Below are 13,827 nucleotides of genomic sequence, written 5' to 3'. Positions count from 1 at the left end.
AGTGAATCGTACTCTAAACCGACACAGGTGGTCAGGTAGAGAATACCAAGGCGCTTGAGAGAACTCTGGTGAAGGAACTAGGCAAAATGGTACCGTAACTTCGGGAGAAGGTACGCCGGTTTTGGTGATGGGACTTGCTCCCTAAGCTGAGGCCGGTCGAAGTGACCAGGTGGCTGCGACTGTTTATTAAAAACATAGCACTCTGCAAACTCGTAAGAGGACGTATAGGGTGTGACGCCTGCCCGGTGCCGGAAGGTTAATTGATGGGGTTAGCTTCGGCGAAGCTCTTGATCGAAGCCCCGGTAAACGGCGGCCGTAACTATAACGGTCCTAAGGTAGCGAAATTCCTTGTCGGGTAAGTTCCGACCTGCACGAATGGCGTAACGATGGCCACGCTGTCTCCACCAGAGACTCAGTGAAATTGAAATCGCTGTTAAGATGCAGTGTACCCGCGGCTAGACGGAAAGACCCCGTGAACCTTTACTACAGCTTTGCACTGAACTTTGAGCCTACTTGTGTAGGATAGGTGGGAGGCTTTGAAGCAGTAACGCTAGTTACTGTGGAGCCGTCCTTGAAATACCACCCTGGTATGTTTGAGGTTCTAACTCTGGTCCGTTATCCGGATCGAGGACAGTGTATGGTGGGTAGTTTGACTGGGGCGGTCTCCTCCCAAAGAGTAACGGAGGAGTACGAAGGTGCACTCAGCATGGTCGGAAATCATGCAATGAGCATAATGGTATAAGTGCGCTTGACTGCGAGACAGACATGTCGAGCAGGTACGAAAGTAGGTCATAGTGATCCGGTGGTTCTGTATGGAAGGGCCATCGCTCAACGGATAAAAGGTACTCCGGGGATAACAGGCTGATACCGCCCAAGAGTTCACATCGACGGCGGTGTTTGGCACCTCGATGTCGGCTCATCACATCCTGGGGCTGAAGCCGGTCCCAAGGGTATGGCTGTTCGCCATTTAAAGTGGTACGCGAGCTGGGTTTAGAACGTCGTGAGACAGTTCGGTCCCTATCTGCCGTGGGCGTTGGAAATTTGAGAAGAGTTGCTCCTAGTACGAGAGGACCGGAGTGAACGAACCTCTGGTGTTCGGGTTGTCACGCCAGTGGCATTGCCCGGTAGCTATGTTCGGACGGGATAACCGCTGAAAGCATCTAAGCGGGAAGCCTCCTTCAAGATTAGATTTCCCTGACTCCTTGAGAGTCCTAAAGGGCCGTGGAAGACTACCACGTTGATAGGCTGGGTGTGGAAGCGTTGTGAGGCGTTGAGCTAACCAGTACTAATTGCCCGTGCGGCTTGACCATACAACAGAGATGGTTACTAACGACTAGCTAAGCTAGCGGATTGTGGAATGAAAGACACACAATGATCGCTTGCGGTGTATTACTACAGATTGTTTTACCGACTTATTTGGGGTTATCGCCGGTCAACAACATGACCGAGGCAAACAGCGATAACGCGGCAGGCCAAGCAGATTGCTTATAAGACCAACGCCAACCCAAGCCAGTTTGCCTGACGACAATAGAGTTGTGGAACCACCTGATCCCTTGCCGAACTCAGAAGTGAAACGCAACATCGCCGATGGTAGTGTGGGGCTTCCCCATGTGAGAGTAGGTCATCGTCAGGCTTCTAATCCGAAAGGGCCACCCAACAGGGTGGCCCTTTTTTTATGTACAAAAAAATTGAATGCATAAAAAAATAAAAACAGAGAATAAAAAATAAAAAGCCCAATCGAATTTTTACTCGCAACACTCCCGCCGAAAAATCCAACTCGGTAAAAGTCAATTAAAAAAGCGCAGACTCTAAAAAGCTCCGAGGAACCTTCCCTCCTATAAATAAAGCGCTTTCTTAAGTTTTTTCTGTAAGGAAAAAATGGAAATACAAAAAAATAGCGCGCTTTATTTAATCTGTACCTCAAACACCACCAAAAAAACATCTGAAATTAAAAAGTGCTCTTTAACCTAGAAAAATCATTGCGTTGAAAAAACGGCGCAGAAATATCAATAAAAATACCGGTGATTTTTTGCACGTTTTAATGAACCTGTGCAACCACGGGGCCTGGCGCGGATATACCGCAGTTATGCACAAGTCTATCCAGACTTTCTGTTAATAACGCCAAGCGCTGGAAAGTGGATAAATGGCTGGTGTTTTTTTGCCCGTTGAAAAGAGCCCCGCGGAAACAGGGGCCTGAGCGTGGATATCCCTGAGTTATACACAGCTCTATCCATGGATTCTGTTAGTAACAGCCTGTTAATGGAATGGTCATCAGCAGGAAACAGAAATATGCCTTGCTGTTGTGGGTAACTTGGAAGGATATTTGGCTGTGTGTAAAAGGGGAGTAATAAAAAGCCCCTAGAGAGGGGCTTCTGAAAGTACTTAAAACTTGAATTAATTGACCTGCTCATAGGCATTGTCCGGAACTAGATCATACTGCATTTCTTTCAAGCGTAATTCATCAAGGGGAACAAGAGCTGAGGGAAGAGTAAAGTGCCGAATAACTGTACCTGCCTGGCAGTCTATTATCTCAATATCTTCCTGTGTCTCCTGCAGACTATGTAACAAGCCCTTCAGGTGGGTTGCACTGGCATTGGAGAGGGATTGGTAATCATGTGTGCCATTGAGCCTGACAAAACGAGCTTCGGCGCCAGCTTCTTCTATACGGAGCCAGGCAATACCGGCTTCCTTTCCAGGTTCTCCAAAGACTATAGGGCCGAGAGAGTCTTCGTCAACAGGAACAAAATCTGTGTTGGTTGGGGATAGTAAGGTACCTACCCAAACCCAGCCAGGGAGGCTTATACGGCTAAGCTGCCACTCACACAACCAGACAGTTTGATCGTCATCAATACGGAATTCTCGATAGTCTCTTTGGCTAAGGTAATTGTCAAAGGAGACTTTGGCGGTGGGGTTGTCTCTGCGGAAGCTGTGTAGTTGTTGGGTCATCTCATAATTGACTTCCCAGTGTTTTTTTAATCGCCATTGCATGGGGTATTGTCCCCACTCAACGATATATTCTTCCCGCTCAGAAATGGTTTCAACCACTCGCCAAAAAGCGCCATCAATCAGTATGCAAGTTTCACCAATTTTACATCCTGGCGCGATGATGCTGCACTCGGGAGATGCTTCAGAAGCACTGACGATATGCTCAGCACGGCCCTCAATAACTTCATACCAGGGAAAACCGTGGCGCAGAGGGGGAGGAAAAGCCAGTGCTGGTCGGCCACCAAGTAAGCGACGGAAAAGTACCGACTTCTCAATTTCAAGGTCAGAAAGTGTATAGCCCTCCTGCTGGGTGATCTGGCCCCAGGCAAAAGCGGCTCGAATTAAGTGTTTTTCACGGTCTGAAAAGCTCATGGGTGCAGTCATGGGCAAGCTAAAACTGAAACCTTACCACTCAGAGCAGATGGGTGCTAATGCAATTCTTCGAGATTGAGTGGCTGGGGACAGAGATGTTGGAAGTTGGATACACTGCGATGCTTGGCACCATAGATTAAGGAGAATAATAACGTGTTAGGGGTAAACAGTCTTCGAACTGCTGTCGCCATATTAAGCGTCTTGTTATTAGTGCCGGTAATAACTGCAAAGGAATTATCTAATACGCAGGAATGCTATTTGGATGGTTGGCGGCACCCATTAAGGTGCGAGCGAATTTCAGTGGGGCACGGAGATAGCAAGGTAAATTTAGCAGTATTTGTGTCACCGGCTCTAGATGAGACGCAGCGAGAGCCTTTATATCTTCTCGCTGGTGGTCCAGGTCAGGCCGCGAGTGGTCTGATTCCGCTATTGCACACATTCCGAAAAATTAATCAGAAGCGGGCAATAGTCATGGTTGATCGGAGGGGAACCGGGCACTCTCGGTCATTTGGTTGTGGTATAGATCGGCATACACCAATGGATTTATCACTGATTTCCAAAGAATTGGAGCAGTGTTATCTACAGCAGGCTAATTTTGCTAATTCATTGAGTAGTCGACAAGCGGTTGAGGACCTGGAAAAGGTACGAAAGTATTTTAATCACAAGCAAATATCTCTTTGGGGGGGATCTTGGGGGACCCGAACAGCGCTTCTTTATCAACAGTGGCATCCGAACAGTTTGAAAACATTGGTGCTCGATGCGGTTGCACCTATCGATACTAAAGTCTTTCTGAGTGCGGCAGCTGCGGAAGACGCTATTCAAATACTGATGCGTGATTGCAGCTTAGAGTTTAGCTGCTCTAAGTTTGGAAACTGGAGGGAGGTATTGGATAAATTATTAAGTCAATGGGATGAGTCTAAATCCATGGATTTCCCTGATCCTGTGACGGGAAAGCCAATGAAGCACTCAATGTCTCGTTGGGTGCTACAAAATACCATACGTGCCGCCCTTTACTCTCCAGAAGCTGCTGCACAATTACCCTTTGCTATTCAGCAGGCTGGCTTGGGGAATTATTATCCGCTTGCGGGTATTACTGGTTTATTTCCCGAGTCAGCGTTAGGTATGTCCCTTGGCTTAACGCTTTCTATTGCTTGTGCGGAAGAATTATCCCGTATCAGTGAGGAGGAGGTTTTAGCTGATACTAATGGGTCTTTTGCGGGAAATGCTTTTCTTGAGATATTTGAACGTGGTTGTGAAGTTTGGCCTGTAGCCGATCGCTACTATGCAAAACCACAACATCGAGAGCACCCGGTGTTACTAATTTCTGGGGAAGCCGATCCAATAACACCTCCAAGGTATGCCGAAAAACAACTTGGCTACTTGACCAATAAACAGCATTTAATCATTACTAGCGGTGGTCATATTAATTCCATGAGAGGTTGTGTGCCGAGATTAATCGAAGAGTTCCTGAACTCCTCAGGGAAAGAATTGGCAACGACCTGTATTGATGAAATTTACAGGCCACCGTTTCTGAGTGGAATTTATGGGCCAGAGATAATGCAGGGTGTAACGACTACCACTGCGAGTGGAAAGCTTGGGGAGAATGCACCGTGATTAAGGTTGAGGGGATAAATAAGCAATTTTCTGGGGTTTCTATACTGCGCAATCTTAGCTTTTCTGTGCCGAATAGCCAGATAACGGCCTTGCTTGGTGCTAACGGTTCAGGGAAGACCACGTGCCTGAGAATTATTGCCGGTCTTTTGAAGGCAGATAACGGTAAAGTTTTTGTTGGTGATATAGACCCTTGTAAAAATCCAAAAGGTGCTCGTAGGCAGCTTGGTATTGTAGGTGATAGGGAGGGGTTTTATGAGCGGCTCACTGTTGCAGAATATTTATCCTTTTTTGCCTGTGCTCAAGGGCTGACTGGGTCAGAATTAGAATTTGCACTGCAATCGGTTAAGGAAGAATTAGAGCTATCGAACCTGTGGAATCGCCGAACCAAGGGGTTTTCTCAGGGAGAGCGAATGAAAGTTTCTCTCGCTAGAGCATTGGTGCATCGTCCGAGTCACTTGGTGCTCGATGAGCCAACCCGGGGGTTGGATATACTTGCTGCTCGCCTGTTACGTAAGACGCTTTTGCGCTTGAGGGCAGAGGGAACTGCTGTTTTATTTTCCAGCCATATTATGGCTGAAGTGCTCGAGCTATCTGACAGAGTTCTAGTCATGGCGGGAGGTTCGATAGTGGGGAACGGGACCCCGGATGAACTTATACAACAGACTGGCTCCGCAAGCCTTGAGGATAGCTTTGTGGAGCTTGCCTATGGGAATTTGTTAGAAAAAGACAAATGCGGTGAGCCGGTAGGATGATTTTTAAAGATCTATTTTCTCTGCAGATGCGAGCATTACTTTTTAAAGAGTTACGCGAAATTTGGCGTGATCGACGCGCCCTAATGATCACGCTAGGTTTCACCTTAATGTTCCCTGTGCTGATCATTAGTAGTGGCGCTTTATCTTTGAAAGTAATGTCTGATACCTCCTTTGATGTAGCTATTATTGGGGCTGAGTATGCGCCGCTGTTGGAGGAGCAGTTACAGACAGGGGACTTGAGAATTGAGCGCTTGCAAGAAGGGACTCCTCAAGCGCTTTTAGCAGATACATATGATGTGGTTTTGCGAATAGAGCAAAACTTTACTGAAGATTATCGAAGCCTGTTATCTCCCAAGATTTATCTGTATGTAAATAGTGCCGATCAGTCTGCGGGGCGTGCTGCACAGCTGGTGCAGCAGCAGTTGGCGCTATTTCAGCAGGTGATTGTGCGGCAGCGTTTAGCGGCCAGAGGTTTAGCAACTCAGGTTTTAGTACCGTGGCAGCTTGAGGTGCGGGATGTCAGTACGCCGTCCAGTCGAGGATTGGCAATTTGGGGACTGATGGTTCCCTTGTTACTGATAATGGCACTGCTAGTGTGTAGTGCGGCCCCCTCTATTGATACTTCTGCTGGGGAGCGTGAACGCATGACCATCGAGGTATTATTACAGCAGCCTATAAACAGCTGGCAACTTGTGGTGGCGAAAGCTGTAGCCGTTACCAGTATTGGTTGGTTTGGTGCACTTCTTTCTCTGGCAGTTTTAACTGTTTCACTGAGCTTGCTTCCCTTGGCTGAGATTGGTGTCCGCTTTTCAGCTGGTATCAATGAACTGATGGCGATAAGTCTTATTTTACTGCCCTTAGCACTTCTGGTTGCGGTATTGCAGATTCTGCTATCTCTGCGTTCCCGTTCCTTTAAAGATGCCCAGATTCAGCTGAGTATTTTACAGGCTCTACCTGTCACACTGTTAATTGTATTGAAATTGTCCAATATTGAACTGGACTCGCCCTTGTGGCAGTTGACTCCACTTATCGGGCAGCAGCAGTGGTTGAGTGCATTAATGGCTGGGGAGTCCGTTTCTGTCTCCCTGGTGATAGCTGGTTCCCTGGTCACCCTTTCTTTGGTCGGGCTGTGTATATTAGTAGGTGCCCGTGCTTTACGGCGTGAAAGCTTACTTGGGGCAACCTAGCTGGTGAACTGAGAGTTGTAATGGCATGAACGATTTTCGCGAGGGTCTGCTGAGTATCAATTTGCAGTCCATTGCTGACAACTACCTGGATCTGACTAAGCGACTGGCAGCGGGTACTCGCTGTGGCGCAGTAGTCAAAGCGGATGCCTATGGCCTTGGTATGAATCAGGTAGTGCCGGCTCTATATAGACAGGGTTGCCGAGACTTTTTTGTGGCAACGCAAACGGAAGGGGAGCGCCTGCGTAAAGAGCTGGGTGATAGCGTTCGCATTGTTATCTTGACTGGGGTGCGCACCGGGGCAGAGCTGGAATGTGCACGCGCAGGATTAATGCCGACACTTTTCACACTAGAGCAGTTGCGCAACTGGGTGGATATTTCGGTTAGCGAGGGGATTAAGGCGCCTTGTGCGGTAAAGATAGATTCGGGTATGACTCGCCTGGGTATGTCTCCCGAAGAGTTTGACCTACTGCTAAGAGATAGTCAGTTGTTGCGCTCGGCGGATATTCGTATTTTGCTGAGCCACCTTGCCTGTGCGGATGAACCCCAGCATCCACAAAACAATATTCAGTTGCGTAGCTTTAAAGCGGCTGGGGAAAGGTTGAGGGCCCTGTGCCCTGAGGTTCAGCTGAGTCTCGCCAATTCATCGGGTATTTTCCTAGGTGAAGAGTATCACTTTGATATTGCGCGGCCGGGCTCTGCGCTTTATGGCGTCAATCCAATACCCGGGACCACAAACCCTATGCGCTCAGCTGTGGCACTCAGTCTGCCTATCGTGCAAAAGCGATTTGTCAGTCGTGAACAATGGGTAGGCTATGGAGCTACCCAACAAATAGCAGCGGGCAGCTGGTTGGCGGTAGCCCGTGGTGGATATGCCGATGGGATAATCCGGGCTCAGGGAGGGCGCGGTTGTGGCTGGGCCTATGGCCGCCAACTGCCGATAATTGGCCGGATTTCCATGGATTCCACAACGTTTGATATTTCTGCTCTCTCTCAAGAGGAGCGGGAATCTCTCCAATCGATTGAGATACTGAATAAAGACCTGACCGTAGATGAGGTGGCTGAATACGCTGGCACCATAGGTTATGAAGTGCTGACCAGCTTAGGGCACCGCTATTTCCGTCGCTATATAAAAAGTTAATTACCTTGTTAGACACTATTAAGAAAAGTCCACTGGAACCATTGCGCCCAGTTTTGGAATTATTGGCTGATGGCGAGACGCACTCTGGCGAGGCGCTCGGGTTGGCTCTAGGAGTAAGCCGGGCTGCGGTTTGGAAACAGTTACAGAAGCTAGAGCAGTACGGATTGGCTTTGGAGTCCATTAAGGGGCAAGGCTACCGCTTGCCTGGTGGTTTGGAGCTCCTGTCCTCAGAAAAAATTTACAGCACATTGGGTGAGCAAGCCGGGGCGCTATTGCGAGAGTTGATGCTATTTGATGAGGTGGACTCCACCAATACCCAGTTGCTATCACTCATGGAGGAGGGAAGAGGGCACGGGGTTGCACTGCTCTCCGAGCGGCAGAGTGCCGGCCGCGGTCGTCGTGGTCGGCAATGGGTTAGCCCCTATGGGACGGGCATCAGCCTATCCATTGGGTGGGAGTTCAATGGGGGGGTGCAATGCCTCGAAGGGTTGAGCCTCGCCGTTGGGGTGGCTATTGCCCGGGCATTGGAGCGCTTTTCGGTACCAGATGTTCGTCTCAAATGGCCAAATGATGTTTGGTGTCGCGGTCGAAAGTTATCTGGTGTTTTACTGGAGCTTAAAGGCGATCTTACGGATCGCTGTGCTGTGGTGATTGGTATTGGCTTAAATAGTGGCCTGCGAAGTGAGATTGCCACGGCAATAGATCAGCCATGGGCAGACTTGCAACAAGTGAAGCCCGGAATATCTCGCAATCAATTGGTGGCAGCGATTCTGACTGAGCTGCTACCGCTTTTATACAGCTATACCGAACAAGGTTTTGTTGCTTACCGTGAAGCCTGGATGAAGCTGGATCAGTTTGCTGGGCAAAAGGTTACTCTGCAGACAGGTAGTCAGACCTGGCGCGGAGTTGCAGTTGGCGTTAGTGAAAAGGGTGCTTTGAAGTTAAATATGGACGGGCAATTGCAACACTTCCATGGTGGTGAGATTTCTTTACGGGGGCAGGTTTGATTCTCGAACTGGATATCGGTAATACCCGGGGCAAGTGGCGCCTGTTAGATGAATTACAGGTGAGCGCCAGGGGTAGTTTTATGACTGCCGATCTGCGCGATGGGCATTTGCCCGACGGGTGGGATCTGTTGGATCCGCGGAGAGTACGCGTGGTCAATGTGGCCGGACCGCAAGTTGCGGAGACGCTGATCGGGCATATTCAGGAGTTGTTTTCACTTGAGGTGGAGTTTTCTCAGGTACTGCTGGAGTGCGCTGGGGTAGCCTGTGGTTATGATAATCACTGCCTGCTCGGCACTGATCGCTGGCTGGCTATGCTGGCTGCCTATGATCGAGAGCGGCGGGCGGCCCTAATTGTCGACTGCGGCAGCGCGGTCACTCTGGATTTGGTCGACAATAGCGGGCGTCACTTAGGGGGCTACATTGTCCCTGGTGTCGGCCTTATGCAACGTTCTTTGTATCTGGATACTCATGCGGCTAAAAGTGCGCAGGATATTGCTCTAACGGAGTCCCTCGGTGCAGGCCGTAGTACCGATGAAGCCATAAACCGAGGCCTCCTGCTTATGGTGCTTGGTGCCATCGATCGTGCACTGGAAGAGTTGCGTGGATACTGTGCTGAAGAACCGCTGTTGTGGTTGACAGGCGGCGATGCCCCAGTGCTGTCAGCTCTTTATCAGCGGGAGCACCATTTGGTTCCTGAGCTGGTAATGGATGGCTTGGCGTTAAGTAATCCTTGAAATAAATAACACCCTATGCGCTGGATAGCTCTTTTCTTAATACTGTTGAATTTCGGCGTCTTTGCTTGGTTTGTTGGTACTTCAACCTCTGATAAAGAGAGAATAAGGGTTGCCGATAAAAGGGCGGAGGTACAGGTCCAGAGTATTGCCCTGGTCAATGAGATTTCTCCTCAGGAGCTATCTCCTGTGCCGGTAGCTCCCGTGTCGCCCGCAAAGGCAAGCTCTACTGAGCAGCTCTGCACTTTGCTTGGCCCATTTGCGGAGGAGTCACTTGGAGAGGCGATAGTACAGCGCTTAAAGTCCCTGCAGGTTTCTGCCGTATTACGAGATGTGGAGATGCAAGGGCAGATGCGGTACTGGGTTTTTCTGCCACCATTGAATTCCAGGCGAGAAGCCTACAATCGTTTACGAGAATTGCAGGCACAGGGAATAGATAGTTATGTGATCCCCAAAGGTGCGTTGGCAGATGGTATTTCCTTTGGCATTTTCAGTGAGCGTTCGCGTGCTGAATCTCTGACAGGTGAGTTGATCGAGAAAGGCATACGGGCTCAATTCCGCGAGGAGCCTCAGACCCACGTCGAACGCTGGATCGTATTGGCGCCAGGCGCCTCAGATAGTTTAGCCCCGGATTTTTGGTTGCAGTTGCAGCAAGAGCATCCCGAGCTGGATCGTCGCCGCAATCTTTGTGCAGAAGTGTCCGGTTGATGGGGGTGGGCTGGAGGTCTAGGTCCCCAGCCGTGAAACAAGGTTCGCCGTATTTTTCTATACGTGGCAACAGGCGACATAAAAATTCTGATTTTTCTGCAAAAAGGGTGTTGCGTGTCGGGATAACTTCCCATAGAATCCCGCCTCCATTGACGAGGGTGACTATTCAACTTCGGCAATGGACGGGATAGGGCTGGCGTAGCTCAGTTGGTAGAGCAGCTGACTTGTAATCAGCCGGTCGGGGGTTCGACTCCTCTCGCCAGCTCCATTTTTATCCCGGCGCTGCTCGATATTAGATTTTTCAGCTAAGTCTGTGAAATTTAAAGAAAAAAATGTTGACAGTGCGGCGGAAGGTGTAGAAAATGCACCCCGCATTGAGGCAGGGGTTCCCGAGTGGCCAAAGGGATCAGACTGTAAATCTGACGCGAAAGCTTCGGTGGTTCGAATCCACCCCCCTGCACCATTTTTTACACCGTAAGGTGTTGCCGGCAAGACAGGTAGTTTTGTCTGGAGGCTCCCGCAAGCGGGCATAGTTCAATGGTAGAACCTCAGCCTTCCAAGCTGATGATGCGGGTTCGATTCCCGCTGCCCGCTCCAGCTATGGGTTCGGCTGGAATGCTCTCCAAAATGGCAAGCCTTGTGGTCGCCTAGAAAGGCGTTGATTTGCTCATGTAGCTCAGGGGTAGAGCACACCCTTGGTAAGGGTGAGGTCGGCGGTTCAAATCCGCCCATGAGCTCCATTTTTTAATAGCCGCAAGAGTGAGAGCTCTTGCGGTTGTTTGTGTCCGGGGTCGGGCTTTTCCGGGTCGGATGCGCATGTTCTGTACGTGGGTGGTGCCGCTAGCGGCTCATCTATATTAGGAGGCTGCAATGGCAAAAGAAAAGTTTGAACGTTCCAAGCCCCACGTGAACGTGGGCACCATCGGTCACGTTGACCACGGTAAAACCACCCTGACCGCTGCTCTGACCCGCGTATGTGCGGAAGTATGGGGCGGTGACGCTGTTGCTTTTGACGGTATCGACAATGCTCCGGAAGAGCGTGAGCGCGGTATCACCATCGCTACTTCTCACGTTGAGTACGAGTCCCCGACTCGCCACTACGCGCACGTAGACTGCCCGGGACACGCCGACTACGTTAAGAACATGATCACCGGTGCTGCTCAGATGGACGGCGCTATCCTGGTATGTTCCGCTGCTGACGGCCCCATGCCGCAGACTCGTGAGCACATCCTGCTGTCCCGTCAGGTAGGTGTACCTTACATCGTTGTATTCCTGAACAAAGCGGACATGGTAGACGACGAAGAGCTGCTCGAGCTGGTAGAAATGGAAGTTCGCGAACTTCTGGACCAGTACGAGTTCCCAGGTGACGACACTCCGATCATCGTTGGTTCCGCTCTGATGGCCCTGAACGGCGAAGACGACAACGAAATGGGTACTACCGCTGTTAAGAAGCTGGTAGAAACTCTGGACGAGTACATCCCTGAGCCGGAGCGTGCAGTAGATCAGCCGTTCCTGATGCCGATCGAAGACGTATTCTCCATTTCTGGCCGTGGTACCGTAGTAACTGGTCGTGTAGAGCGTGGTGTAATTAACACTGGCGACGAAGTTGAGATCGTTGGTATTAAAGAAACCACCACCACTACCTGTACTGGTGTTGAAATGTTTCGCAAGCTGCTCGACGAAGGTCGTGCTGGTGAGAACATCGGTGCGCTGCTGCGTGGCACCAAGCGTGACGAAGTAGAGCGTGGTCAGGTACTGGCTAAGCCGGGCTCCATCACTCCGCACACCAAGTTCGAAGCGGAAGTGTACATCCTGTCCAAGGACGAAGGTGGTCGTCACACCCCGTTCTTTAAAGGCTACCGTCCTCAGTTCTACTTCCGTACTACCGACGTAACTGGTGCGGTTGAGCTGCCGGAAGGCACTGAAATGGTAATGCCGGGCGACAACATTCAAATGGTTGTTACCCTGATCGCTCCGATCGCCATGGAAGACGGCCTGCGCTTCGCTATCCGCGAAGGTGGTCGTACCGTAGGTGCGGGCGTTGTTGCTAAGATCATTGAGTAATCTTTGATCTTCGTGTCGCCAGGGTTCCCTGGTGGCGCAGTAGATGAGAGGGTGGTCTGTAGCCCTCTTTATCTTCGGGTGCTAAAGCATCCAAGCTGTACAGGCCAGTAGTTCAATTGGTAGAGCACCGGTCTCCAAAACCGGGTGTTGGGGGTTCGAGTCCCTCCTGGCCTGCCATTTTAAACACTCCACTTGAAATAAGTTTAGGGGTGTCGCAAGACCCTACTTGTCAGTGGGGCTTTTGTGTTTTTGAGCACTAAGGACTTACTCTGTAGTGCGCTAAGGGCTTCATATATGAATGCTAAAGCAGAAGCGAAAACCTTTCGTCTTGACGGCCTGAAATGGCTGCTAATAGTGCTGCTGGTTGGTGGTGCTGTAGCGGGCAATTCTTATTATGCCGAATTCCCCCTGATTTACCGCGTGCTGGCAGTGACTGCAATCTGCCTGGCTGCCCTGGTTGTCGCGGTGAATACTGCGAAGGGTAATGCACTCTGGCAACTGTTGCGCGAAGCGCAAACGGAAGTCAGGCGCGTGGTTTGGCCGACTCGTCAAGAGGCCACCCAGACGACTGTGATTGTGGTGGTTTTTGTGTTGATTATGGCGCTAATTCTCTGGGCGCTGGACTCCGCTTTAGGTTGGGCGGCATCCAAACTCATCGGCTAAAGGTTGATACATGTCAAAGCATTGGTATGTGGTCCAGGCTTACTCGGGCTATGAGAAGCGTGTAGCTAGCTCTCTCAAGGAGCGAATTGAGCTGCACGAAATGGATCACCTGTTTGGTGAAGTGCTGGTTCCCACCGAAGAAGTGGTGGAGATGCGAGCAGGGCAAAAGCGCAAGAGTGAGCGCAAGTTCTTCCCCGGTTATGTCCTGGTGGAAATGGAACTGAATGACGATACTTGGCACTTGGTAAAAGAAACTCCTCGAGTGCTCGGTTTTATCGGAGGCAAGGCGGATAGGCCGGCTCCGATCACTGATCGCGAAGCGCAGGCTATCCTGAATCGAATCGACGATTCCGCCGATAAGCCCAAGCCCAAGACCCTATTTGAGCCAGGTGAAATGGTTCGGGTTATCGATGGTCCGTTTAATGATTTCAACGGTGTGGTCGAAGAGGTCAACTACGAGAAGAGTCGCTTGCGAGTGGCTGTGTTGATCTTTGGACGCTCCACCCCAGTTGAACTGGAGTTCAGTCAGGTAGAGAAAACCTGATTCCAGTATAAATTTTTTGCCCTCTTTCGCCGCAAGGTGGAAGGGGGTTTTCGCGTCCCCGG

Annotated in this window: 11 protein-coding genes, 5 tRNA genes and 2 rRNA genes (1 of these 18 running past the window's edge); 17 read left to right on the top strand and 1 reads right to left on the bottom strand. The window is 50.3% G+C overall.

Going from position 1 to position 13,827, the window contains the following annotated elements; genetic code table 11:
- Both ACJJIT_RS17280 and rrf read left to right on the top strand, forming a co-directional pair.
- A 23S ribosomal RNA gene (locus ACJJIT_RS17280) occupies nucleotides 1-1,310 on the top strand; it begins 1,571 nt to the left of the window's first position.
- A gap of 207 nt (nucleotides 1,311-1,517) precedes the next feature.
- Nucleotides 1,518-1,633: ribosomal RNA gene (rrf, locus tag ACJJIT_RS17275) — 5S ribosomal RNA — on the top strand.
- 761 nt (nucleotides 1,634-2,394) lie between these two features.
- On the opposite strand, the gene ACJJIT_RS17270 is transcribed toward rrf, so the two are convergent.
- Complete coding sequence (locus ACJJIT_RS17270; protein WP_444899148.1) at nucleotides 2,395-3,357, bottom strand: hypothetical protein; 963 nt, start codon at nucleotides 3,355-3,357, stop codon at nucleotides 2,395-2,397.
- A gap of 153 nt (nucleotides 3,358-3,510) precedes the next feature.
- Here ACJJIT_RS17270 and ACJJIT_RS17265 point away from each other — a divergent pair, with 153 nt between their 5' ends.
- The 15 genes from ACJJIT_RS17265 to nusG all read left to right on the top strand — a co-directional run bounded on the left by ACJJIT_RS17265 (nucleotide 3,511) and on the right by nusG (nucleotide 13,765).
- Complete coding sequence (locus tag ACJJIT_RS17265) at nucleotides 3,511-4,971, top strand: alpha/beta hydrolase (RefSeq protein ID WP_444899147.1); 1,461 nt, start codon at nucleotides 3,511-3,513, stop codon at nucleotides 4,969-4,971.
- Nucleotides 4,968-5,723 carry an ABC transporter ATP-binding protein gene (locus ACJJIT_RS17260; RefSeq protein ID WP_444899146.1) on the top strand — a complete coding sequence of 252 codons (756 nt, stop codon included), beginning with the start codon at nucleotides 4,968-4,970 and terminating at the stop codon, nucleotides 5,721-5,723. The genes ACJJIT_RS17265 and ACJJIT_RS17260 overlap by 4 nt, the downstream gene beginning before the upstream one ends.
- On the top strand, nucleotides 5,720-6,910 hold the full coding sequence (locus ACJJIT_RS17255; RefSeq protein WP_444899145.1) for an ABC transporter permease: 1,191 nt from the start codon (nucleotides 5,720-5,722) through the stop codon (nucleotides 6,908-6,910). The genes ACJJIT_RS17260 and ACJJIT_RS17255 overlap by 4 nt, the downstream gene beginning before the upstream one ends.
- Nucleotides 6,911-6,935: 25 nt before the next feature.
- Nucleotides 6,936-8,048 carry an alanine racemase gene (gene alr / locus ACJJIT_RS17250; protein WP_444899144.1) on the top strand — a complete coding sequence of 371 codons (1,113 nt, stop codon included), beginning with the start codon at nucleotides 6,936-6,938 and terminating at the stop codon, nucleotides 8,046-8,048.
- A gap of 5 nt (nucleotides 8,049-8,053) precedes the next feature.
- On the top strand, nucleotides 8,054-9,055 hold the full coding sequence (gene birA / locus ACJJIT_RS17245; protein WP_444899143.1) for a bifunctional biotin--[acetyl-CoA-carboxylase] ligase/biotin operon repressor BirA: 1,002 nt from the start codon (nucleotides 8,054-8,056) through the stop codon (nucleotides 9,053-9,055).
- Nucleotides 9,052-9,789: a type III pantothenate kinase gene (locus tag ACJJIT_RS17240; RefSeq protein ID WP_444899142.1), complete on the top strand. Its 738-nt coding sequence runs from the start codon at nucleotides 9,052-9,054 to the stop codon at nucleotides 9,787-9,789. Before birA ends, ACJJIT_RS17240 begins: the two co-directional genes overlap by 4 nt.
- A 15-nt stretch (nucleotides 9,790-9,804) precedes the next feature.
- Nucleotides 9,805-10,494 carry an SPOR domain-containing protein gene (locus ACJJIT_RS17235; RefSeq protein WP_444899141.1) on the top strand — a complete coding sequence of 230 codons (690 nt, stop codon included), beginning with the start codon at nucleotides 9,805-9,807 and terminating at the stop codon, nucleotides 10,492-10,494.
- A gap of 192 nt (nucleotides 10,495-10,686) precedes the next feature.
- Nucleotides 10,687-10,762, top strand: a tRNA-Thr gene (locus ACJJIT_RS17230).
- A 111-nt stretch (nucleotides 10,763-10,873) separates the two neighbouring features.
- Nucleotides 10,874-10,957 (top strand) — tRNA-Tyr (locus ACJJIT_RS17225).
- Between the two features lie 60 nt (nucleotides 10,958-11,017).
- Nucleotides 11,018-11,091, top strand: a tRNA-Gly gene (locus ACJJIT_RS17220).
- A gap of 68 nt (nucleotides 11,092-11,159) precedes the next feature.
- Nucleotides 11,160-11,234: transfer RNA gene (locus ACJJIT_RS17215), tRNA-Thr, on the top strand.
- Between the two features lie 130 nt (nucleotides 11,235-11,364).
- On the top strand, nucleotides 11,365-12,558 hold the full coding sequence (tuf, locus tag ACJJIT_RS17210) for an elongation factor Tu (protein ID WP_252084404.1): 1,194 nt from the start codon (nucleotides 11,365-11,367) through the stop codon (nucleotides 12,556-12,558).
- Between the two features lie 101 nt (nucleotides 12,559-12,659).
- A tRNA-Trp gene (locus ACJJIT_RS17205) sits at nucleotides 12,660-12,735 on the top strand.
- Nucleotides 12,736-12,852: 117 nt separating this feature from the next.
- Nucleotides 12,853-13,221, top strand: a complete 369-nt coding sequence (gene secE, locus ACJJIT_RS17200; protein WP_152451114.1) for a preprotein translocase subunit SecE — start codon at nucleotides 12,853-12,855, stop codon at nucleotides 13,219-13,221.
- Between the two features lie 10 nt (nucleotides 13,222-13,231).
- Entirely contained in the window at nucleotides 13,232-13,765 is a 534-nt protein-coding gene (gene nusG, locus ACJJIT_RS17195; RefSeq protein WP_252084405.1) for a transcription termination/antitermination protein NusG, read from the top strand.
- Nucleotides 13,766-13,827 lie beyond the last annotated feature (62 nt).

This window comes from Microbulbifer mixtoriginis (SeqCode) (genome assembly GCF_052467515.1).
The sequence above is the reverse complement of the archived record's forward strand: the minus strand, read 5'-3'. Positions and strand labels throughout refer to the sequence as shown.

Coding starts and splice junctions, on each gene's coding strand:
- ACJJIT_RS17270 (WP_444899148.1), bottom strand. CDS start 3,357: ATGAGCTTTTCAGACCGTGAAAAACACTTAATTCGAGCCGCTTTTGCC.
- ACJJIT_RS17255 (WP_444899145.1), top strand. CDS start 5,720: ATGATTTTTAAAGATCTATTTTCTCTGCAGATGCGAGCATTACTTTTT.
- alr (WP_444899144.1), top strand. CDS start 6,936: ATGAACGATTTTCGCGAGGGTCTGCTGAGTATCAATTTGCAGTCCATT.
- ACJJIT_RS17235 (WP_444899141.1), top strand. CDS start 9,805: ATGCGCTGGATAGCTCTTTTCTTAATACTGTTGAATTTCGGCGTCTTT.
- tuf (WP_252084404.1), top strand. CDS start 11,365: ATGGCAAAAGAAAAGTTTGAACGTTCCAAGCCCCACGTGAACGTGGGC.
- secE (WP_152451114.1), top strand. CDS start 12,853: ATGAATGCTAAAGCAGAAGCGAAAACCTTTCGTCTTGACGGCCTGAAA.
- nusG (WP_252084405.1), top strand. CDS start 13,232: ATGTCAAAGCATTGGTATGTGGTCCAGGCTTACTCGGGCTATGAGAAG.